17 protein-coding genes, 1 tRNA gene and 1 pseudogene are annotated in these 21,614 nt (G+C 73.8%); 12 read left to right on the forward strand and 7 right to left on the reverse strand.

Annotation, left to right across the window (positions count from 1 at the left end):
- Positions 1-27: 27 nt before the first annotated feature.
- Positions 28-114: transfer RNA gene (locus tag ACFY3U_RS14185), tRNA-Leu, on the reverse strand.
- Between the two features lie 223 nt (positions 115-337).
- Between ACFY3U_RS14185 and ACFY3U_RS14190 the strand changes: the two are divergent.
- The 3 genes and pseudogenes from ACFY3U_RS14190 to ACFY3U_RS14200 form a co-directional block, all read left to right on the forward strand.
- Positions 338-724: pseudogene (locus tag ACFY3U_RS14190) on the forward strand (tetratricopeptide repeat protein); the annotation flags it as partial.
- 1,161 nt (positions 725-1,885) lie between these two features.
- Positions 1,886-2,764 carry a hypothetical protein gene (locus tag ACFY3U_RS14195; RefSeq protein ID WP_387200665.1) on the forward strand — a complete coding sequence of 293 codons (879 nt, stop codon included), beginning with the start codon at positions 1,886-1,888 and terminating at the stop codon, positions 2,762-2,764.
- 147 nt (positions 2,765-2,911) lie between these two features.
- On the forward strand, positions 2,912-3,910 hold the full coding sequence (locus ACFY3U_RS14200; protein ID WP_387200339.1) for an AAA family ATPase: 999 nt from the start codon (positions 2,912-2,914) through the stop codon (positions 3,908-3,910).
- Between the two features lie 54 nt (positions 3,911-3,964).
- Here the strand turns inward: ACFY3U_RS14200 and ACFY3U_RS14205 are convergent, their stop codons facing one another.
- The gene (locus ACFY3U_RS14205; protein ID WP_387200341.1) at positions 3,965-6,424 is read right to left on the reverse strand and encodes a glycoside hydrolase family 2 protein; all 2,460 of its coding nucleotides are present in this window, start codon (positions 6,422-6,424) and stop codon (positions 3,965-3,967) included.
- A gap of 61 nt (positions 6,425-6,485) precedes the next feature.
- Positions 6,486-7,793 (reverse strand): ROK family transcriptional regulator, encoded by a 1,308-nt coding sequence (locus ACFY3U_RS14210; RefSeq protein WP_387200344.1) that lies wholly within the window; start codon positions 7,791-7,793, stop codon positions 6,486-6,488.
- A 266-nt stretch (positions 7,794-8,059) separates the two neighbouring features.
- Here ACFY3U_RS14210 and ACFY3U_RS14215 point away from each other — a divergent pair, with 266 nt between their 5' ends.
- The 5 genes from ACFY3U_RS14215 to ACFY3U_RS14235 are packed head-to-tail and all read left to right on the forward strand — an operon-like array spanning position 8,060 to position 13,426.
- Complete coding sequence (locus tag ACFY3U_RS14215; RefSeq protein WP_387200346.1) at positions 8,060-9,682, forward strand: ABC transporter substrate-binding protein; 1,623 nt, start codon at positions 8,060-8,062, stop codon at positions 9,680-9,682.
- A 52-nt stretch (positions 9,683-9,734) separates the two neighbouring features.
- Entirely contained in the window at positions 9,735-10,724 is a 990-nt protein-coding gene (locus ACFY3U_RS14220; protein WP_387200349.1) for an ABC transporter permease, read from the forward strand.
- 13 nt (positions 10,725-10,737) lie between these two features.
- Complete coding sequence (locus ACFY3U_RS14225; RefSeq protein WP_387200352.1) at positions 10,738-11,685, forward strand: ABC transporter permease; 948 nt, start codon at positions 10,738-10,740, stop codon at positions 11,683-11,685.
- Positions 11,682-12,545, forward strand: coding sequence for an ABC transporter ATP-binding protein (locus tag ACFY3U_RS14230; protein WP_387200355.1), 864 nt, complete (start codon positions 11,682-11,684; stop codon positions 12,543-12,545). Before ACFY3U_RS14225 ends, ACFY3U_RS14230 begins: the two co-directional genes overlap by 4 nt.
- On the forward strand, positions 12,542-13,426 hold the full coding sequence (locus tag ACFY3U_RS14235; protein ID WP_387200358.1) for an ABC transporter ATP-binding protein: 885 nt from the start codon (positions 12,542-12,544) through the stop codon (positions 13,424-13,426). Before ACFY3U_RS14230 ends, ACFY3U_RS14235 begins: the two co-directional genes overlap by 4 nt.
- Positions 13,427-13,480: 54 nt before the next feature.
- On the opposite strand, the gene ACFY3U_RS14240 is transcribed toward ACFY3U_RS14235, so the two are convergent.
- Positions 13,481-14,287 carry an SDR family oxidoreductase gene (locus ACFY3U_RS14240; RefSeq protein WP_387200361.1) on the reverse strand — a complete coding sequence of 269 codons (807 nt, stop codon included), beginning with the start codon at positions 14,285-14,287 and terminating at the stop codon, positions 13,481-13,483.
- Positions 14,284-15,258 carry an LLM class F420-dependent oxidoreductase gene (locus ACFY3U_RS14245; RefSeq protein ID WP_387200641.1) on the reverse strand — a complete coding sequence of 325 codons (975 nt, stop codon included), beginning with the start codon at positions 15,256-15,258 and terminating at the stop codon, positions 14,284-14,286. Before ACFY3U_RS14245 ends, ACFY3U_RS14240 begins: the two co-directional genes overlap by 4 nt.
- A 122-nt stretch (positions 15,259-15,380) precedes the next feature.
- Here ACFY3U_RS14245 and ACFY3U_RS14250 point away from each other — a divergent pair, with 122 nt between their 5' ends.
- Both ACFY3U_RS14250 and ACFY3U_RS14255 read left to right on the forward strand, forming a co-directional pair.
- The gene (locus ACFY3U_RS14250) at positions 15,381-16,616 is read left to right on the forward strand and encodes a low temperature requirement protein A (protein ID WP_387200364.1); all 1,236 of its coding nucleotides are present in this window, start codon (positions 15,381-15,383) and stop codon (positions 16,614-16,616) included.
- Positions 16,617-16,686: 70 nt separating this feature from the next.
- On the forward strand, positions 16,687-17,550 hold the full coding sequence (locus ACFY3U_RS14255; protein ID WP_387200367.1) for a DUF1028 domain-containing protein: 864 nt from the start codon (positions 16,687-16,689) through the stop codon (positions 17,548-17,550).
- A 282-nt stretch (positions 17,551-17,832) separates the two neighbouring features.
- On the opposite strand, the gene ACFY3U_RS14260 is transcribed toward ACFY3U_RS14255, so the two are convergent.
- Positions 17,833-18,528, reverse strand: coding sequence for a maleylpyruvate isomerase N-terminal domain-containing protein (locus ACFY3U_RS14260; protein WP_387200370.1), 696 nt, complete (start codon positions 18,526-18,528; stop codon positions 17,833-17,835).
- 77 nt (positions 18,529-18,605) lie between these two features.
- Here ACFY3U_RS14260 and ACFY3U_RS14265 point away from each other — a divergent pair, with 77 nt between their 5' ends.
- Complete coding sequence (locus tag ACFY3U_RS14265) at positions 18,606-19,058, forward strand: YbhB/YbcL family Raf kinase inhibitor-like protein (RefSeq protein ID WP_387200372.1); 453 nt, start codon at positions 18,606-18,608, stop codon at positions 19,056-19,058.
- A 43-nt stretch (positions 19,059-19,101) separates the two neighbouring features.
- Here ACFY3U_RS14265 and ACFY3U_RS14270 read toward each other — a convergent pair whose 3' ends face one another.
- Complete coding sequence (locus tag ACFY3U_RS14270; protein ID WP_387200375.1) at positions 19,102-19,989, reverse strand: phosphatase PAP2 family protein; 888 nt, start codon at positions 19,987-19,989, stop codon at positions 19,102-19,104.
- 183 nt (positions 19,990-20,172) lie between these two features.
- Between ACFY3U_RS14270 and ACFY3U_RS14275 the strand changes: the two genes are divergently transcribed.
- Positions 20,173-21,318 (forward strand): polysaccharide lyase family 7 protein, encoded by a 1,146-nt coding sequence (locus ACFY3U_RS14275; protein WP_387200378.1) that lies wholly within the window; start codon positions 20,173-20,175, stop codon positions 21,316-21,318.
- Positions 21,319-21,614 lie beyond the last annotated feature (296 nt).

Here is a 21,614-nt window from a genome sequence, read left to right on the forward strand (position 1 = left end):
TGATCTCGCGTGGATCTCCACACGTAGTGGTGTCCGAGGGGGGACTTGAACCCCCACGCCCTATACGGGCACTAGCACCTCAAGCTAGCGCGTCTGCCATTCCGCCACCCGGACCTGCTCGTTCAGCCTACCCTGCCGGCGCCGGCGAGTCGCTCACCGGTCAGCCGCCCTGGCGGGCCGCACGGGGCATTACTGTACACGGCCCGGATGGATCTTGCTAATTGCCGTTAGCGGCTTCCATCTGCGGCACAACACCGCAGCTCAGCGGCCTTGTTGCGGAAGTCGGCGGAGCCGGACCCGGTCGGCGGGTAGCGTGCGGGCCCGGCCGGCGGGCAGCATGGCTGATGTGTCGCAGCCCTCTCCCCTCTTGGCCGTCCGGCAGCGGGCGGCCGCGCTCCGCTCCGCCGGTGACCTGTCGGCCGCCCGGCGGCTGCTCTCCGACACGATCAACTCGGCCCGCTCCACGTACGGCGAGGATCATCCCGAGCTGATCGGCACGGCCCACCTGCTGGCTCGGCTGCACCGGGAGGCCGACGACCCGGCGGCTGCCCGCCGGGTGCTGGAGGAGGCGTACGCGGCGGGTGAGCGCCGGTGGAGCGCCGCGGAGCCCCTGATGCTCGCCCTCGCGTCGGATCTCGCCGACGTGGCCGACGAGTTGGGCAACCGGCACGAGGCCCGACGCAACTACCGCCGGGTGGCCACCGCCGGGCCCGCCGTGCTCGGCGAGGACCATCCAGCGGTACGCGCCGCTCGGGCGTACCTCGGTATACCCGCCGCTACGGCCCCACCGGCCGTTCCGTCTGCCCGGGCTGTCGAGCCCGAGCGGGAGACGCCGGCCTCCGCGCCTGCGGCGGCCCGGTCCTCCGCCCCGCCCTGGCACACCCCCGGGTCGCCCCCCGTGCCACTCCCGGCGGCACCGACCTCAGCGCCACCAACCTCAGCCCCACCCGCCTCAGCCGCGCCGATCTCGGCCCCGCCGACCTCAGCGCCGCGACCGGGATCGGTGCCGCCGACGGCGCAGGTTCCGGGATGGGCTGCGCCGACCGTGCCTACTCCGTCGCCCTGGCCACGGCGAGCCCCTCGTGATCAGCAGTCGTCCCCGCCGGAACCCGAGCCGCCAGGTTCCGACCTGCGCCGACCACCCACGTCCGCGTTCCCCACCTCCGCGCCACCGGCCTCCGCGCCACCCGTCTCCGCGCCACCCGCCTCCGCGCCACCCGCCTCCGCGCCACCCGCCTCCGCGCCGCACCGGCCAGTCGCCTCGGCACCGCCGGACGCCGTGCGATCCGAGCGGACCGCGCCGGAACCAACGGTCCATGTGCCGCCCCGGCGGGAGCGCCCTGGCCCGCACGTCCCGATGCCCCGGTCGGCCCCGCCCGCGCTCGGCCCGGTGGAGTCGCCCACGCAGCAGCACCCGACCACCGCGCAGTGGCCAACGGGACGTCCCGCGGCGTGGCCGGCCGCGCCCCTGTCCGGCCCCACCGCGCCACCACACCCGCGCACCGCCCCGGACGGGCAAGACCGGCCCGACCCGTCCGTCGACATGCCCGCGCGACCCGGTCCGACGACGGAGGCGCCGGCCAGGCCCGACCCGTCCGTCGACGTGCCCGCGCGGCCCGGGCCCACGACGGACGCGCAGGACCGGCCAGACCCGGCCGTCGACGTGTCACCGGGGGCCCTGTCGTCCGCCTCGGGGCCGACCGCACCGGCGCCGGCCGCACCTGCTCCAGCCGCGCCGGCCCGGCGGGAGGCGCCCGATCCATGGGCACTCGGCTGGGACCGGCCTACCGTCCAGGTCCGGCAGATCGCCGCGCCGCTTGCCAAGGAGGAGGCGGCGCCGCGGCCCGGCCCGGACGACGCTGACTCCCCCGTTTCCGTACCGCCGGTGTCCACCCGCCCGGCCGAGAGCCGGGCCTTCCCGCCGCGGCCGCGTACCGACCCGGACGGTACGCAGGGTCCGGTTTCCGTGCCGCCGGCGCGGCACAGCTCGGTCGACGACCGGGACTCTCCACCGCTGCCGATCGGCACGCCCCCGGTCGACCGGTCGCGACCGGCCACCCCGGCGTGGGAGGAGGGCCGGACGGCACTCGACGTTCCCACGGCGGAGCAGGCGATCGTCGCCGCGCCGGGCGCGGAGCACCGGGCCGCCGCCGGCACCGTCGCCCCGGTGACGCGCGGCGTCCCCGCCCCGTCGTCGCGGGAAGCCCTGTCCCCACGGGAGGCACCGCGGGCGCGGGAGACACCGCCGGCGCGGGAGACACCGCCGGCACGGGAGACACCGCCGGCGCGGGAGGACGCCCCGACGTACCCCGGGGAGGATGGGCCCGGCAGGCGTGGCCGGACGGTCGCGGTCGCGGTGACCGGCGTCGTGCTGGTGGCCGTGGCCGGCGCGGCCGGCGCGGCGACGCTCGGCCGGGACGGGTCGACGTCGGGGGCGCCGACCGCCGCCGCGAAGGCCGTCTCGACGACGCCGGCCAGCCCCCCGCCCACCGAATTGCGGCTGCGCGACGACGAAACGGTCATCACGCTCAGCTGGACGGATCCGTCCGGGGGCAGGGTGCCGTTCATGGTCGCCGGCGGTCGGGCCGGGAAGGCCCTCGAGGTGATGGCGACCGTCGAGCCTGGACAGACCAGCTACACGATGAACGGGCTCGACGCCCGGTTGGACTACTGCTTCACCGTGCTGGCGGTCTACTCGATCGACACCGCCGCCCGGTCCGGGCAGGTCTGCACCGCCCGGGCCACGACCCGTTCGGGCGGCTGACCAAGCACCCGGACACGGCGGGTGTCCACGGGGGAACGCTGCGGGTTTCCCCGCCGGCCACCGGCCCATATGATGTGCCACGGCTCGGGAAAGGGTGGGCGGCAGAACCTCGCCCCGCCGCGCCGCCCGCAGCCGAGGAGCAGCACCGTGAACAGGCCCCGGGAACCGCTCACCCAGCCGGAGGTGCGGGGCTTCGCCGCGCTCGCCGCCCGGCTCGCGGCGAGCGTCGACTCGGTGCTGCTGGGCAAGCCCCAGGTCGTCCGGCTGGTGCTGACCGCGCTCTTCGCCCAGGGGCACGTGCTGCTGGAGGACGTGCCGGGAGTGGGTAAGACCACCCTGGCCCGGGCCGTGGCGGCGGTGGTCGAGGGCGACTGGCGGCGGATCTCGTGCACTCCGGACCTGCTTCCCGCGGACGTCACCGGGACGACCGTCTTCGACCAGGCCCACCGGGGCTTCGTGTTCCACCCCGGGCCGGTGTTCGCCAACATCGTCATCGCCGACGAGATCAACCGGGCGGCGCCGAAGACGCAGTCGGCGCTGCTGGAGGTGATGGCGGAGTACTGCGTCACGGTCGACGGGGTGCGGCATCGGGTGCCGCAGCCGTTCCTGGTGATGGCCACGCAGAACACCATCGAGACGGACGGCACGCACCGGTTGCCCGAGGCGCAGCTGGACCGGTTCCTGGTGCGGCTGGCCGTCGGCTATCCGGACGAGGCCGCCGAGGTGGAGGTGCTGCGCGGCGCCACCGTCCGCACCCCGGACGCGCTGTCAGCGGTGACCGACGTCGGGACGGTCGGCGAGATGGTGCGGATGGCCCAGCGGGTGCACATCGCCGAACCCCTCTACGGGTACGCGGTCCGGCTTGCCGCCGCCACCCGCACCCATCCCCAGGTACGCGTCGGTGTCAGCCCCCGGGGCGTGATCGCGCTGACCCGGGCGGCGTGCGCGTACGCGCTGATCGACGGCCGGGGCTGGATCATGCCGGAGGACCTGCGGGCGCTGGTCGAGCCGGTCTTCGGGCATCGGCTGCTGCTCACCCCGGACGCGCAGCTGCGCGGGGTGACCGCCGCGGAGGTGCTGCGCCAGGCGGTCGCGACGGTGCCTGTGCCGCACCCCTCGGGCCGGCCGGCCGCGCTGCACCGCTGACCGCCCGTCCCGCCGGGGCGGAGGCGGCGCCGTGCCGCCTCCGCCCCGCAACGCTCAGCGGAACAGGTCGTTCGCCGTGCGCAGCACCGGATGACGGGTCAACGCCTCCGGGTCGGCCAGCTCGGGGGTGCGCACCTCGACGACGGTCGACTCGCCGGGCAGCAGGGTCTCCAGCATGGTGTCCGCGACGGCGGCCGGGTCGAGCAGGTCGACCAGCAACGCCAGGTCCTTCACCAGCGACTCGGCCCGCACGTGCACCCGGTAGCCGGTGTCGGTGCGCTCCACCCGGGTGCTCGTCCTGGCCGGCGGCAGGCCCGCGGCGACGTCCTCGGCCGCGTACCAGAAGGCCCGGGACGGGCCGTCGGCGGTTGCCGTCAGCAGGTCCGCGCCGCCGGACAGGGCGGTGGGCAGCTCGACCACGGTGGCGTGGCGCGCGGCGGCGTCCAGGTCGACCTTCTCGCGCGCCCGCACCTCACCGGCGGCGGTCCTGGCCTCCACCAGCACGCTGCCCTGCCACACCTCGTCGGTGTCGTTGACCGCGACGAGGGCCAGGCCGCCGTCGCGCGGTTGGAAGGTCAGGACCCGATCGGCGTACGCGGCGCGCAGCGCGTACCAGGCGGGCTTGCGCCGTCCGTAGCCGTCGACCACCGCCCAGGACACCACCGGCCAGCAGTCGTTGAGCTGCCAGAGGATGGTCCCGGTGCAGTAGGGCGCCAGGGACCGGAAGTGCTCGATGCCGAACCGGATGGCCCGGGCCTGGTTGAGCTGGGTGGCCCAGTGCCAGTCGCGGATGTCGGTGGGCGCGGGCAGGTGCGGGGCGAGCCCGCGGGCCAGCTTGTCGTTGCCCTCCTCGGCCTTCTGGTGCACCAGCATCTGCGGGCCGTCGGGGGTCAGCGGCTCGTCGTGCACGGCGGCGGTCAGGGTGGACCAGGTCGGCGGCCCCTGGAAGCCGAACTCGGCGACGAAGCGGGGCTTCCAGTCGGCGTAGTGGGTGTAGTCGCGGTTGTTCCACACGTCCCAGATGTGCACGGTGCCGAGGGCCTGCTCGTTCGGGCTGGCGAACGGCCCGAACGAGTAGGGGCTGTTCGGCGCGTACGGGCGGGTCGGGTCGAGCTCGGCGACGATGCCGGGCAGCACGTCGAGGTAGTACCCCTCGCCCCAGGTCTGCCCGGCGAGGCGTTGCCGCCAGCCGTGCCACTCGGCGAAGCCGACGATGGTTTCGTTGCCGCCGCACCAGAGCACCAGGGACGGGTACGGGGCGAGCCGGGTGACCGCCTCCCGGGCCTCGGCGACCACCTCGCCGCGTAGCGGCTCCTCCTCGGCGTAGGCGGCGCAGGCGAAGAGGAAGTCCTGCTGGACCAGCAGCCCCCGCTCGTCGCAGAGCTCGTAGAAGTCCGCCGACTCGTAGGTGCCGCCGCCCCAGACCCGCAGCAGGTTGACCCCGGCGTCGGCGGCCTGCGCGAGCCGGTCGGCGTAGCGGGAGCGGTCCACCCGGGAGGGGAACGCGTCGTCGGGGATCCAGTTCACCCCGCGTACCAGCACCAGCTTGCCGTTGACCTTCAGGTGGAACGGGATGCCCGCCTCGTCGGGGGCGGTGTCGAGCTCCACGGTGCGGAAGCCGATCCGCCGCGACCAGGTGTCGAGCACGGCCGCGTCGCCGTCGGTCAGCTCGACCGTCAGCTCGTGCAGCGGCGCGTCGCCGTAGCCACGCGGCCACCACAGGGCGGGGTCGGGCACCACGAGCTCCAGCTCGGCGGTGTCCGCCCCGGCGTCGACCGACGCCTGCGCCCGTACGCCGCCGACCGTGGCGGTCAGGGTCAGCGCGACGGCGGTGGCGCGTTCGAGGTCGACGTGCAGCCGGACGACGCCGTTGCCGGCCTCGACCGTCGCGGCGGGGCGTACGGTGGCCAGCCGGGCGGTCCGCCACCGCTCCAGCCGAACCCCGCGCCAGATCCCGGCGGTGACCAGATCCGGTCCCCAGTCCCAGCCGTAGCCGCAGGCCATCCGGCGGACGGCGTTGTACGGGTGGGCGTTGCAGTGGGTGCGCGGCCCGTTCTCCTGGCTGGCCCGCAGCGTCTCGTCGCGGGTGGCGGCGAAGTGGACGGACAGCTCGCGCGGCCCGTCGCGCAGCGCGTCGGCCACGTCGAAGCGGTAGCTGCGGTGCATGTTGCGGGTCTCGCCGAGGCGGACCCCGCCGAGGCTGACGGTGGCGAACGTGTCGAGGCCGTCGAAGACGAGGTCGAGCCGTTCGTCGGCGCCGAGCGGCTCGCCCGGGTCGAGGCTGGTGGTGTACTCCCAGGCGCAGTGGCCGATCCAGGTCAGTTCCCGCTCGTTGTCCTCGACGTACGGGTCGGGGATCAGCCCGGCGGCGAGCAGGTCGGTGTGCACGCAGCCGGGCACCTGGGCCGGCACGGTGGCGGTGGCGACGGCGTCCGGCGGGGCGGGCGCCTCGGTGGCTGTCGGTGGGGCGGCGAGTCGCAGGTTCCAGGGACCGGATGGCACGAGATGCTGCATGACGCTCTCTCTCGTCTGCGGGACAGGGACGTCCGGGCACGGGTGCGCCCGGACCGGTGGGTCAGGTCACGGCCTCCAGCGAGCCCGCGGCGGCGCCGGGGGTGGCCGGTGCGGCGGTGCGGGCGGGGTAGGCGTAGCGCAGCGCCCGGCCGTCGCGCTGGTGGGGACCGGGCGGGGTGAGCTCGCTGCGCAGCACCAGCACGGCGCCGCCGACGGCCGCCGCGTCGGAGCCGCTGGCCGACAGCACGGCTCGGACCGGGTGGATCTGGCGGCCGAACATCGAGCGGTCCAGCTGGGCCTGGATCCCGGCGCGGTAGAGGGGGCCGGCCGCGGCGAAGCTGGGGCCGGCGAGGACGATCAGGTCAAGATCGAACATGCCGCACATGGCGACCGCCGCGTGCCCGAAGTAGCGGGCCGAGTCCTCGATCAGCGTGCGTGCCGCGTGGTCGCCGTGGGCTGCGGCCTCGGCGATCCGCCCGAAGTTGGCCACGGTGTCGGCCGGGCCGTCGGTGAGCGCGAGCCGGGTGGCGAGGTCGGCGTCGGCCCGGGCCCGGTCGATCACCGTCTGCGGGCCGGCGAAGGCCTCCAGGCAGCCCGGGTTGCCGCAGCCGCAGCGCTTGCCGTGCACGTCGAGGGAGAGGTGGCCGATCTCGACGCCGTTGGCCGAGCCGCCCCGGTAGACCTCGCCCTCCACGACCACGCCGCCGCCGATGCCACTGGCCAGGTAGATGCAGCCGTAGGTGCTCGCCGGGTCGACCCCGCCGACCCAGAACTCGCCGACGGCCGCCGCGGTGGCGTCGTGGTCGAGCAGCACCGGCAGCCCGAGCAGCTCCCCGAGCCGGGTGGCGACCGGGTAGTCCTGCCACTCCGGGGTCGGCTGCGCGGTGCGCAGCACGCCCGCCAGCCGGTCCTGCGGCCCGTGGCTGACCAGGCCGACGCCGAGCACCGCCCGGCGGTCGATGCCGGCGCCGTCCAACAGGGACTCCACGTGTCGGGCGAGCAGCGGCAGCAGCCGCGTCGGCGGGGACATGCCGGACCCGCCGAACGAGGTGCGGGCCACCGGGCGGCCGGCCAGGTCGACCACCACGAGTGCCGAGGTGCACCGGTCGAGTTGGACGCCCACGGCGTAGCGGGACGCGGGGTCGAGGCGCAGCAGCGTACGCGGCTTGCCGCCGGTCGACTCGCCCCGGCCCGCCTCGATCACCAGGCCGTCGTCGATCAGCTCGCGGACCACCTGGGTGATGGTCGGGCCGGCGAGCCCGGAGCCGGCCGCCAGCTCCACCCGGCTGATCGTGCCGGCCGAGCGGATCAGATCGAGCACCACCCCCCGGGTCTGCGGACGACCGGACTGACCTGCGGCGTTGGCCATGCGGCTCCCTTCGAGGAAACCTCATGGTAATCGATTGACTTTATTTGTGAAACTCAATAAGAATGTTTTTGGCGGGCGTTCGGGACGGTGCGGGGCACCGGGACCGACCTCCACGGTCGATCGGGTCCGAGGCCGCCGGCGAGGCGTCCGACGCCGCACCCGAAGGCGTTCGACGCCGTCCACGAGGCGCTTCGGGCGAGGAGGAACCACCGATGCTCCACTCAGGTGTGCACAGGACGAGGTCGGCCGTCGCGGCGGTCGCCGCCGTGGCTCTGCTGGCAACCGGTTGTTCGTCGGGCGGCAAGAGCACCGACGGTAAGGACGCCACACTGGTCGCCTTCACCGGGGCGTCCACCGACTACCAGATCAACTTCAATCCGTACGCGCCGTCGTCGATCGGCGGCGTCGGCACCATCTACGAGCCGCTGTTCTTCGTCACCCCGGTGACCAAGGAGGTCGTCCCCCGGCTCGGCACCGAGTACAAGTGGAACGACACCGGCACGGTGCTGTCGCTCACCACCCGCGACGGTGCGACCTGGTCCGACGGGCAGCCGTTCAGCGCGAAGGACGTCGCCTTCACCTTCGACATGCTGAAGAAGAACCAGTCGCTGAACGCGTACGGCTTCGACGGCACGGTCGCCGTCGTCGACGACACCCACCTGACCATGACGTTCCCGGAGCCCACCTTCGTGGACACCCCGAACATCCTGGGCAAGACGTTCATCGTGCCGGAGCACCTCTGGAAGGGCGTCGACCCCACCACCTCGGTGATGGAGAAGCCGGTCGGCACCGGGCCGTACCTGCTCGACTCGTTCAAGCCGCAGGCCTACACGCTCAAGGCCAACCCGAAGTACTACGGCGGCGAGCCCAAGGTCAAGGCGATCCGCACCGTCGCGCTCTCCGGCAACCAGGCCGGCGCGAACGGGCTGGCCAACGGCACCATCGACTGGTTCACCGGCCCCGTACCCGACGTGCAGAACTTCGAGAAGTCCCATCCCGGGTACCAGCTGATCACCGTCCCGCTCAGCCAGACGGTGCTGATGACCTGCTCGAACGCGGCGCTCGGCTGCGCCGGCCCGCAGACCGAGGTGGCGGTCCGCAAGGCGATCTACTACGCGATGGACCGCAAGCAGATCAACAAGCTGGCCTTCCAGGACACCAGCTCGGACATCTCCCCCGGCTTCGCCCTGCCGGAGCGGGACAAGGCCGTCCTCTCCGCCAAGCTGACCGAGCCGCTCGCCCCGACCACCGCCCAGCCGGAGAAGGCGACCGCGCTGCTGGAGGGCGCCGGCTGGGTCAAGGGCGCCGACGGCAGCTACGCCAAGGGCGGCAAGCCGCTGACCCTGAGCATCAACGTGGTGAGCGGCTGGACCGACTACATCACCGCCGTCGACACCCTCGGCGCGCAGCTCAAGGCGGCCGGGATCAAGACCACGGTGGTGCAGACGTCCTGGAACGAGTGGACCGAGAACCGCGCCAACGGGAAGTTCCAGCTGCTCATCGACAGCCTCGGCTCCGGCCCGGCACCCGACCCGTACTACCTCTACACCAACCACTTCCTCACCGCGAACACCAAGCCGGTCGGCAAGGGCGCCTCGCAGAACTACGCCCGGTTCAGCGACCCGAAGGTGGACGCCGCGCTCGGCCGGCTGCGCCGGCTCGCACCGACCGACGCCGCCGCCCGGCAGCCGCAGTTCGACGTCATCCAGCAGGCCGTCGAGGAGAACATGCCGTACATCCCGGTGCTGACCGGCGGCACGATCATCGAGTACAACACCAAGAAGTTCTCCGGCTGGCCGACGGCCGACCAGCCGTACGCCTTCGCCGCGTCCTGGGCCACCCCGGACAGCTCGCAGGTCCTGCTCAGCCTGACACCTGCGGGCAGCTGACCATGGCGGCCACAACGACGGGCCGACGGCCGGCGCCAGGCGGTGGGCGACCATGACGTACTTCATCCGTAAGGTCGGCTTCTATCTCGTCGCCCTCTGGGCAGCGGTCACCCTCAACTTCCTCATCCCCCGGCTGATGCCGGGCAACCCGGTGGACATCCTGCTCGCCAAGCTGGAACGACGCGGCGGCCAGGCGGACGCGGCCACCCGACGGTCGTACGAGCTGCTGCTCGGCGCCCCCACGGGCGAGCCGATCTGGCGGCAGTACCTCGACTACCTCGGCAACCTCGCGCACGGCGACCTGGGCACGTCGATCAGCCAGTACCCGGCGAAGGTCAGTGACGTCATCGCCGTGTCGCTGCCCTGGACCGTCGTTCTGATCGGACTCGCCACCCTGTTCTCGTTCGTGCTCGGCGTCGGCTTGGGGGCGATCGTCGGGTGGCGGCCCGGCTCCTGGCTGGACGGTCTGGTCCCGGTGACCACCCTGTTCGCCGCCGTGCCCTACTTCTGGCTGGCGCTGCTGCTGGTGCTGATCTTCTCGTCGGTGCTGGGCTGGCTGCCCGTACAGGGCGGCTACGACGTGACGCTGGACCCGGGCTGGAACGGCCCCTTCCTCGCCTCGGCCGTCCAGTACGGCACCCTGCCCGCGCTGACCATCGTGATCTCGTCGATCGGCGGCTGGCTGCTGGGCATGCGGAACATGATGGTCTCCACCCACTCCGAGGACTACATCCTCACCGCCCGCGCCAAGGGCCTGCGCGGCCGGCGGATCCTCACCGCGTACGCCGCCCGCAACGCGGTGCTGCCATCGGTGGCCAGCTTCGCCATCTCACTCGGCTTCGTGGTCGCCGGGTCGATCGTCACCGAGCAGGTGTTCTCCTACCCCGGCATCGGGTTCAAGCTGCTGCAGGCGGTGCAGAACAACGACTACGCGCTGATGCAGGGCATCTTCCTGTTCATCACCCTCGCGGTGCTCGGCGCGAACCTGCTGGTCGACCTGCTCTACGGCGTGATCGACCCGCGCACGCGGGCCGGCGGCTGACGGGGGTGCGGCGATGACCAACGTGGAACTCTCCGAACCCGCGGTCGCCGCGCCGGCGCCCGGCACACCGGGCCGGGCCGGCTGGCGGCTGATGCTCCCCACCCCCACCCCGCTGCTGATCACCGGCTTCGTCCTGGTCGGCCTGGTCACCCTCTTCGGGGTGCTCGGCCCACTGCTCGTCCAGGACCCGAACGTGATCAGCAACGACGGGCTCACCCCACCGAGCGGCGCGCACCTGCTCGGCACCACCCAGACCGGCCAGGACGTCTTCGCCCAGCTCGCCTACGCCACCCGCGGCTCGCTGCAGATCGGCCTGCTCGTCGGGGTGCTGGCCACCGTGCTGTCGGCCTTCTTCGGCGTGCTCGGGGCGTACCTGGGCGGGTTCGCCGACGAGGCGTTCTCGCTGTTCTCCAACGTCATGCTGGTCATCCCCGGCCTGCCGCTGGTGATCGTGATCTCCGGGTTCGTCCCGCCCGAGCAGCGCGGCCTGTCCACCATCGCCCTGGTGCTCGCGCTGACCAGCTGGGCGGCGGCCTCCCGGGTGCTGCGGGCGCAGACGCTGTCCATCCGCAACCGCGACTACGTGGCCGCGGCCCGGGTCACCGGTGAGCGCTTCTGGCGGGTGATCGGGGTGGAGATCCTGCCCAACCTGCTGCCGGTGCTGGCCGCCCAGTTCGTCTTCGCGGTGATCGCCGCCATCCTCGGCGAGGCCGGACTGTCATTCCTCGGCCTCGGCGCGTCCAACTCCGCGACGCTGGGCACCATGCTGTTCTACGCCCAGAACGGCTTCGCGGTGCAGTTGCGCGCCTGGTGGTGGTTCATCCCGCCCGGCCTGATCATCGCCCTGTTCGGCTGCGGACTGGCGCTGATCAACTTCAGCATCGACGAGGTCATCAACCCGCGGCTGCGCAACGCCCGCGCGTACGCCCGGTCCCTCCGCGCGGACAGGAGCGCCCGATGACGACGACCGCACCACCCCGGCTCACCGTCCGGAACCTGTCGGTCGAGTACGCGACCAGCCCACCGGTGCGAGCGGTACGCGACGTGAGCCTCACCGTGGCCGCCGGGGAGATCCTCGGCCTGGCCGGCGAGTCGGGCTGCGGCAAGACCACCCTCGCGTACGCGATCAACCGGCTGCACCGGCCGCCGGCCCGGATCACCGGCGGCTCGGTGCTCTTTCACGACGCCGACGGCAGCACCATCGACCTGCTCAACCTGCCGGACCGGCAGCTGCGGGCGTTCCGTTGGTCGAAGCTGTCGATGGTGTTCCAGGGCGCGATGAACTCCCTCAACCCGGTGATCTCCATCCGGGCCCAGCTCGACGACGTGCTGACCACCCACCGGCCCGGGCTGAGCCGGGCCGAGCGGCACCGGCGCGCCGGCGACGCGCTGGCCCGGGTGGGCGTCGACCCCGACCGGCTGCGGTCGTACCCGCACGAGTTCTCCGGCGGGATGCGCCAGCGGGTGATGATCGCGATGGCGCTGATCCTGGAACCCCAGATGATCATCATGGACGAGCCGACCACCGCGCTGGACGTGGTGGTCCAGCGGGACATCCTGCGCGAGATCGTCCGGCTCCGCGACGAGCTGACCTTCTCGGTCGTCTTCATCACCCACGACCTGCCGCTGCTGCTGGAGATCAGCGACCGGATCGCCGTCATGCTGGCCGGCGAGATCGTGGAGCTCGGCGCGGCCCGGGAGCTCTACCGGTCACCCCGGCACGCGTACACCCGCAAGTTGCTGGCGTCATTCCCCAGCCTCACCGGGGCGCGCGGCGGGTTCGTCCGTACCGGCGTGCGCGACGAGGAGGCGACCCGATGAGCCGGGTGGAGGTCAGCAACCTGACCAAGCGGTTCGCGCTCCGGCGGGGCTGGCGGCGCACGACGCTCACCGCGGTGGACGACGTCTCCTTCGACCTGCTGCCCGGTCGCACGGTGGCGCTGGTCGGCGAATCCGGGTCGGGCAAGTCGACGGTGGCCCGGATGCTGACCCGGCTGGAGCGCCCCAGCGCCGGCCGGATCGACGTACGCCTCGACGACCAGACGCCCGTCGTCGGCTCGCTGTACCACCGGCAGGTGCAGATGGTGTTCCAGGACCCGTTCGCGTCGTTGAACCCGTTCCACACCGTCGAGCACCACATCGCCCGGCCGCTGCTGCTGCACCAGCGCACCCGGGGGCGCCGGCAGACCCGGGAGCGGGTGCTGGAGATGCTCGCCCGGGTGAACCTGAACCCGGCCGAGGAGATCGCCGCCCGCCGGCCGCACGAGCTCTCCGGCGGCCAGCGCCAGCGGGTGGCGATCGCCCGGGCGCTGGCGCCCGGCGCCCAGGTGCTCATCGCCGACGAGCCGGTGTCCATGCTGGACGTGTCGATCCGGCTGGACGTGCTGAACCTGCTGGCCCGGCTGCAGCGGGAGGACAACCTCGCCGTCCTCTACATCACCCACGACCTGGCCACGGCCCGGCACTTCTCCGACGACATCCTGGTGATGTACCGGGGACGGATCGTCGAGCGCGGGCCGGCCGACGAGGTGATCCTCGACCCGCGGCACGACTACACCCGGCTGCTCGCGCTGGCCGCGCCCGACCCCGAGCGGCCCGGCAAGGTGCTCTCCGGCGGCCCCGACACCGACCGCGCCGCGCTCGACAACACCGCCACCTACGACCACCGCACCCACTCCTGGACCGGCCCCGGCGCGCTATGACGACCGGTGGCGGGCGGCCGGCGCGGCGCCCCGGTCGGGCCGGGCGCGGTGGGTTCAGTCCGTCGCGCCGGCCGCGCGCAGCTTGCGGACCAGCTTGCGCAGCCCGGCCTGCCACCCGTCCGGGTCCTCGGCGCGGCGCACCGCGTACCCGGCCACCTCCGGGTGCGGCAGGATCAGGAAGCGCTCCTCGGCCAGCCCGGCCACCGTCGCCTCGGCGACCTGGTCGGGGGTGAGCACCGCGCCGGAGGCCGCGATCACCCGCGCGGCAAGGCGCCCCTCGGTGAGCCCGCCGGAGAGCATCGGCGTGTCCACGCCCTGCGGGCAGAGCGCACTGACCCGCACGCCCCGGTCCCGGTAGGTGATCGCCAGCCACTCGGCGAAGCCGACCGCCGCGTGCTTCGTCGCGGTGTACGGGGCGTCCCCCACCGCGGTCAGCACGCCCGCCGCCGAGCAGGTGTTCAGCAGGTAGCCCTCGCCCCGCTCCAGCATCGCCGGCAGCACCGCCCGGGCGGCGTACACGTGGGACAGCACGTTGACCCGCCAGGCCCGGTCCCACTCGGCGTCGTCGGCCTCCACCCCGGCGCCGGTGGCCACGCCCGCGTTGGCGCAGAACAGGTCGATCCGGCCGTACCGTCGCTCGGTGTCGGCGGCCAGCTCACGGACCTGCTCCTCGTCGGTGACGTCCACGGTCACCGCCCGGGCGACCGGGCCGATCGCATCGGCCACCGCGGTGACCCCGGCGGTGTCCCGGTCGGCCAGCACCACGGCGGCGGCGCCCTCGGCGACGAAGCGCCGGGCCAGCGCGGCGCCGATGCCGCCCGCTCCCCCGGTGACCACCGCGATCCGATCGGTCAGGTTCATGCCCGCTCCCCCGCCCCGAGCCGGCCGATCAGCTCGCCGAGCGCCGCGGCGCCGCCGGCGGTCAGTTCCGGGGTGGGCAGCAGCGCCAACACCGGCACGTCCACCCCCGCCTCGGCGTACCGGCGCACCCGCGCCACGCAGTGCTCCGGCGAACCGTGCAGCACCAGCGCGTCGACCACCTCGTCGGGCACGGCCGCGCCGGCGCCCCGGCGGTCGCCGGCCGCCCAGGCCGCCCACATCGGGCCCAGCGCGCTCTCCCGCCCCAACCAGCGGTGGAACTCGGCGTACGCGGGCACCGTCAGGTAGCTGGTGATCAACCGCCGACCGAGCTTACGGGCGTAGCCGGCGTCCTCGGTCGGGCAGACGAAGATCCGGGCGACCACCTCGAAGTCTGAGCCCCGGCCACCCAGCTCGGCGAGCGCCTTGGGCACGTCGTCGGCGGCGAGCCAGTTCAGGATCACCCCGTCGGCCTCCGCGGCGGCGAGCCGCAGCATGCCCGGGCGCAGCGCCGCGAGCAGCACCGGCGGCGGCACCGCGGGCGGCCGCTCCAGCGTGAACCGGCGGACGCCGAAGGTGTCGAACGCCCCGTCCACGGTCTCCCCGGCCAGCGCCGCCTTGAGGAAGCGCAGCACGTCCCGGGTACGCCGGAACGGCTCCTCGAACGGCACCGCGTTCCAGTCCCGCACCAGCACCGGCGAGGAGGCGCCGATACCGAGCGCGAACCTCCCGGGGGCGGCCTCGGCGAGCGCGGCGGCGCTCATCGCCAGCAGCCCCGGCCCGCGGGTGAAGACCGGGGTGATCGCGGTGCCCAGCCGCAGCCCCGGCTGCCAGGCGGCGGCCAGGGCCAGCGGGGTGAACGCGTCCGCGCCGTTGACCTCCGACGACCACACGTCGGTGAAACCGGCTCGGTCGAGGGCCGCGTAGACCGCGGCGTGCTCGGCGAGCGGCACCCCGCCGAGCGGAACGGTCATGCCCCATCGGTTCGTCATCCGGTCGATGGTGCCCGCTCGGCGGGGGCCGGACAAGACGTGCGCGGACCCGGATAACTCCGATTGCCGGCCGTACCGCCGGTCGGAGGTGTTACGACTGCCAGGTGAACCGGGCGGACGACGGACGAGATCACGGCGGAACCGACGGGTTCCTGCCGCTCGGCGTCGCGCCGGAGCGGGCCACGTTCCTGGAGCTCTTCTTCGACCTGGTGTTCGTCTTCGCGCTCACCCGCGTCTCGGCGCGCGCCTTCGAGGACCTGGCCATCGACGTCGGCGGCACCACGGGGTGGGCGCCGTTCACCGGCGGTGGCAAGACGTTGCTGCTGCTGCTCGCGCTCTGGGCGGTCTGGCAGGGCACCGCCTGGACGACCAGCCGGTACGACCCGTACCACATCGGATTGCAGACCGTGGTGATCACCGCCCTGGTCGGCACCATGGTGATGGGGGTGGCGATCCCCCGCGCGTTCAGCACCACCGGTGTCGCGTTCGCCGTGGCGTACGTCGTCGCCCAGGTCACCCGGCCGCTGGTCCTGCTGGTCGCGCTCGGCCCGCACCAGTACCGGCCGCTGAAGCTACGGATGCTGATCACGTTCTGCTTCACCGGGGTGTTCTGGTTGACCGGCGCGTTCCTGCCGACGAACGCCCAGGTGGTGCTCTGGGGCCTGGCGCTGCTGATCGAGTATCTCGCCGGCCGGTTCGGTTGGCCGGTGCCCGGGCTGGGCCGCTCGACGGTGAGCAAGTGGCAGGTCGCCGGCGAGCACCTGGCCGAGCGGTACCAGCAGTTCTTCCTCGTCGCGCTGGGCGAGACGATCCTGGTGACCGGCCTGTCGTACAGCGACGGCCCGTTCGGCGTGGCCCGGACCGGCGCGTTCGCCGCCGCGATCGTGACCTCGGTGCTGCTCTGGCGGATCTACGTCCAGCGCGCCGGGCAGATCCTCGGCGAGGCGGTGACCAGGGCGAAGGAGCCGGCCCTCATCGGCCGGTCCGCCGCCGACACCCACCTGGTGATGGTGATCGGCATCGTGGCCACCGCGATCGGCTACGAGCTGGTGATCGACCATCCCCTCGGGCACACCAGGCTGCCCTGGCTGGCCATGTGCGTCGGCGGCCCGGCGCTCTTCCTGGCCGGCCGGGCCCGGTTCGAGTACGAGGTGTTCGGCCGGGTGTCCCGGTCCCGCTGGATCGGCATCCTGGTGCTGCTGGCCGCCGCCCCGGTGCTGCGGCACCAGAGCTCGCTGTACGCCTCGGTGGTGGCGGCGCTCGTCCTGGCGGGGGTGGCGGTGGCCGACGCCCGACGGGCCCGCGGCGTACCGCCCGAACCGGCCGCGCCGCCGTTCTGACCCGCCCGTTCCGACCCGCCCGGTGGGTCGGGGCGGGGCGCGGGGCGCCACCCGGCGCTAACCTCCACGGGTGACCTTCTCCATCGTCGCCCGCTCCGACGACGGGCTCCTGCACGGCGTCGCCGTGGCCAGCAAGTTCCTCGCCGCCGGCGCGCTGGTGCCGGCCACCGAGGCCGAGGTGGGTGCGATCGCCACCCAGGCGCACGTCAACCTCGCCTACGGCCCGCAGGGGCTGGCCCTGCTGCGCTCCGGCGTGACCGCGGCCGACACGCTGGCCGGGCTGGTCGCCGCCGACCCGGGCCGGGACGACCGCCAGCTGGGGATCGTCGGGGCGACCGGCGTGGGCGCCAGCTGGACCGGCCCGCGCTGCCACGACTGGGCCGGCGGCCAGGCCGGCGACGGCTGGGCGGTGCAGGGCAACATCCTGGCCGGCCCGCACGTCGTCGACGCGGTACGCGATGCCTGGCTGGCCGGGTCGGCGCTGCCGTTCCCGCAGCGGCTGCTCGCCGCGCTCCGCGCCGGGGACCGGGCCGGCGGCGACCGGCGCGGTCGGCAGAGCGCCGGCATCCTGGTGGTCCAGCGCCGGGGAGGGTACGCGGGCACCGGCGACAACCTGGTCGACCTGCGGGTGGACGATCACCCCGAGCCGCTGACCGAGCTGGAACGGCTGCTCGACATGCACACGCTGCTGTTCGGCAAGCCGGACCCGACCACCCTGCTCGACCTCACCGGCCTGCTCGCCGAGGAGGTGGCCGGGCTGCTCGCGACGGCCGGGCACCCCGTCGGCGAGGCCGGGCTCGACGACGCGCTCGCCTCCTGGGCGGGCGTGGAGAACCTCGAGGAGCGCCTCGTCGCCGGCCGGATCGACCCGATCGTGCTGGCCCACCTGCGCGGCAGCGTCCCGCACGTCCCCGCCCCCCGCACCGCCCCCTGACTACCCCACGCCCACCCGGCCCCGTGCCGCCCCTCGCGCCCGGCACACCCAGCGCCCAGCCGGCGCCCTCGGCCCACCCGGCGGGCGCCCTCGACCTGCGCGGCGACTCGTCCCGACGCGCCGCTCGCCGCCACCGCCACCGCCACCGCCACCGCCACCGCCACCGCTCAGCGGCCCATGATCGTCTGACCGTCAGCCAGTCGACACGCCGACGGGAGACTGGCTACTCCTCAGACGATCATGGTTGCTCCGCCCGTTTCATGAGCGGGCCGCCCGACGAGGTCAGCCGGCGAAGGAGAGCCGGCGGAATCCGGCGGTGGCCACGACAGCCCGCTCCGCCTGGTCGAGCGGGGCTCTGCCGGTGGTCTTCAGGACCAGGGTGAGCGGATCCCAGCCGAGTGCGTCCGGCGCCGGCGCCCCTCCGGTGATCAGGTCGCCGATCACCGCCGCGGCGGCCGGCGTCAGCCACGGCTGCCGGCCCACCGCGGCCGCGAGGTCGAGCCCGTGGACGCCCACCTCCACCACCCGGGTCACCAGGAAGTCGGCTGCGGTCATCGCCTCCCCGTGCCGGGTGCGCACCAGCCGACCCACCGGGTAAGCGCCGACGGCGGCGTCGGTGGCTCGCCAGGCGTCCCCGAACGCCGCCCGGGCCGCCGCCAACCTGGCAGCCTCGTGGACCCGCGGCGCCGCCAGCCGGGCGGCCTCGGCCTGGGCCGCCGTCACTCGGGCCGCGTCCACCTCCGGGGCGAACTTGGCCGGGCCGAAGTATCCGGCCGCGTCCACCTCGGCGCGCGGTGGGGCGGGCGCGGCGAACATGCCCGCCAGCCGCCCGGCACCGGTGCTGACGTGCGCGACCAGGTCGCGGACCAGCCAGGGCGGGCAGGGGGTGGGCAGGTCAAGGTCCGCGTCGGTCAGCGCGCCGAGGATCCGCTCCAGTCGGGCGCACTCGTGCCGGAACGCCGCTCGTACCCGGTCCATGGTCGTCAGCCTCTCACCCGGTTTCGGGCGGCCGGGGCCGGGTACGCGCCGGGCCGACGAGAGGGGCGGACGAGACGATGGCCGGGATCATGTTGCGCAGCACCGCGTTCAACGACCACGACCTGCTGCCGGGGCGCTTCTCCCGGGAGGGCGGGAACGCATCGCCGCCGTTGCAGTGGGCCGACGTGCCGGAGTCGGCCCGGGAGCTGCTGTTGTTGGTGGAGGATCCGGACGCCGGCCGGAGCCCGTTCCTGCACTGGTTGGTCACCGGCATCTCCCCGGCCTCGACCGGGGTGGCCGAGGGCGCCGTGCCCGATGGCGGGCGGGAGTGGCCCAACGGCTTCGGCACCACCGGCTGGGACGGGCCGCACCCGCCGCAGGCCGAGGAGGCGCACCGGTACTTCTTCCGGCTCTACGCGCTGGAACGCCCGATCGACCTGCCCGACGAGCCGCAGGCCGCCGACGTGCACGCGGCGCTGGCCGGGCGGGACGTGGCCAGCGGCACCATGGTCGGCACGTACCGCCGCTGACGCGCGGGCCGGGGCCGGCGGGCGAGCGGGAGCCGGGTGAGAGTCAGCCCTTGACCCGGGGCACCAGGCGGTGCACCGAGAGCAGCACCAGCGCCGCGACCACGCCCATCGCGCCGACGATGCCGGCGGCGCTGCCGGCGTACCCGATGAACAGCGAGCGGCGGCCCAGCTCGTCCACCGGCACGTGCTGCTGGTGGAGCAGCGACGACAGCGCGAGGCCGGAGGCGAGCATCGCGGCCAGCCCACCGATGCCGAGCACGGCGGCGGCCACCCGGTGCGCGTCCTCCGACGCGACCAGCGCCTGCTCGTGCTGGAACATCAACAGCAGGAACCCGGCGGCGGCCGCCCACACCCCGACGATCAGGTACGCGGCCAGCGCGTCGCTGGGCCGGTGCCAGCCGGCGGAGAGGGTGGCCACGCCGGCGCTGGCCGCGTACGCCACCCCGATGAACGCCCCGACCACCCGCACCTTCGCCGGCAGCACCAGGATCAGGGCGAGCGCCACCGAGGCGGCGATGGTGGCGTGCCCGCTGGGCAGGCTGTTGCCGACCGCGTCCCGCTCTGGGTCGATGCCGAGCGCCGGCCGGTCGATCGCGTACTTGAGCAGTTGGGTGGTGACGTTCGCGCCGGCGATCAGCAGGGTCGCCGCGAGGGCGAGCGCCTTGCGGCCGCGGATCAGCGCGATGAACCCGATCACCACGGTGGCGATCAGCAGCGACAGCACCGACATCGCGTTGAGGATCCGGTTGACCAGTCCGTCGATCCGGTCCTGCCCGATCCGGTTGCCGGTCAGGGCGACCGTGTCCAGCCACTGCCCGGTCCCGGTGTGCACGGCGAACCGCCACACCACGACGAGCGCGGCCGCCTGGGCCAGAGCCAGTACGACCAACCAGACCGCGGTCCAACCCCTTGCCGTCGCTCGCACCCGCACACCGTAGCGGTGGGCGACCACCGCCGCAGCGGCGGCCCGGGCGAATTCCGCGGCGGACTGAGTGGTGGCTCAGGATTTTCCGGCCGAGCCATTGACTGCCATAAACCCGCATCTTATGGTCACCCGGCACTGGTGCGGGGTAGCTCCCCCATACCGGCCTTCACCCCCGCAAAGGACCCCTCAATGCGACGTACCCTCGCTGTCGCCGTTCCGCTGGCGCTGCTCGCCGCGGGCCTCACCGCCGTGCCCGCCGCCCAGGCCGCCACCGCCCTGCCCGTCGCCGGCGTGACCGCCAGCGCCGACGACGGGAACGTGCCCGGCAACACCCTCGACGGGGATCTGGCCACCCGCTGGTCGGCCCAGGGCAGCGGCGCCTGGATCCGCTTCGACCTCGGCGCCGCCACCACGGTCGGCTCGATCGGCATCGCCTGGCACCGCGGCGACGAGCGCACCAGCAGCTTCGCGGTGCAGACCTCCGCCGACGCGGTCTCCTGGAACACCGTGATCAGCCAGCGGAACAGCAGCGGCAGCACCGTCCAACAGGAGACGTACGGCTTCACCGACCGGGCGGCCCGGTACGTGCGGGTGGTCGGCTACGGCAACACCGTCAACGACTGGACCAGCATCACCGAGGCCCGGGTGTACGGGGCCGACGCCACCGGCTGCGCCGCGCCGGCCGACGTGCTGAACCTGACCAACTGGAAGGTCACCCTGCCGACCGGCCCGGCCGAGGACCCCACCACCGTCACCCAGCCCACGCTGGCCGGCTACCGGTCCGCGCCCTGGTTCGTCACCGCGGCCTCCTGCACCGCGGTGCAGTTCCGGGCACCGGTCAACGGCACCACCACCAGCGGCTCCGGGTACCCGCGCTCCGAGCTGCGGGAGATGACCGCCAACGGTACGGCCAACGCCAGCTGGTCCTCCACCTCCGGCACCCACACCATGTCCTTCGACGAGGCGTTCACCGCCCTGCCGGCGGGCAAGCCGCACCTGGTCGGCGCGCAGATCCACGACGCGAACGACGACATCACGGTGTTCCGGCTGGAGGGCACGAACCTGTACGTCACCAACGGCGACAACGCCCACCACAAGCTCGTCACCAGCGGGTACCAGCTGGGCACCCGATACAAGGGTCGGTTCGTGGTCGGCGGCGGGCAGGTGAAGGTCTACTACAACGACGTGCTGCAGACGACCATCACCCGCGGCTTCTCCGGGGCGTACTTCAAGGCCGGCGCGTACACCCAGGCGAACTGCGGCAACTCCGCGCCGTGCGCCGACACGAACTACGGCCAGACCCAGATCTACGGCCTGACGGTCACCCACTCCTGAGCGCCGACGCCGGTGGGGCCGGCCCTTCGCGGGTCGGCCCCACCGGCATGCGATTCGCGGGGCGGCTTCAGGGCGGCCCTGGGAAAAATTAAGGGAGAGGCCGCCACGGGGGGAGCGGCCTCTCCGAGCAATACGGTACTCCGTCGCACGGGGTCGTGTGATCCCAGGACGCCCCCTTTTTTCCGCCGCCTTTCGCGACGGCGCGAACGGCGGACGGTGGGGTGGGCCGAGCGGTCCGCTGCGTCGGCCGGACGACCGGCCCACCCCCGGCCTGACCGTGGGTGTCAGGCCGCCCG

Origin of the sequence: Micromonospora sp. NPDC000089 (assembly GCF_042899365.1) — a bacterium.
Taxonomy (GTDB): Bacteria; Actinomycetota; Actinomycetes; order Mycobacteriales; family Micromonosporaceae; genus Micromonospora.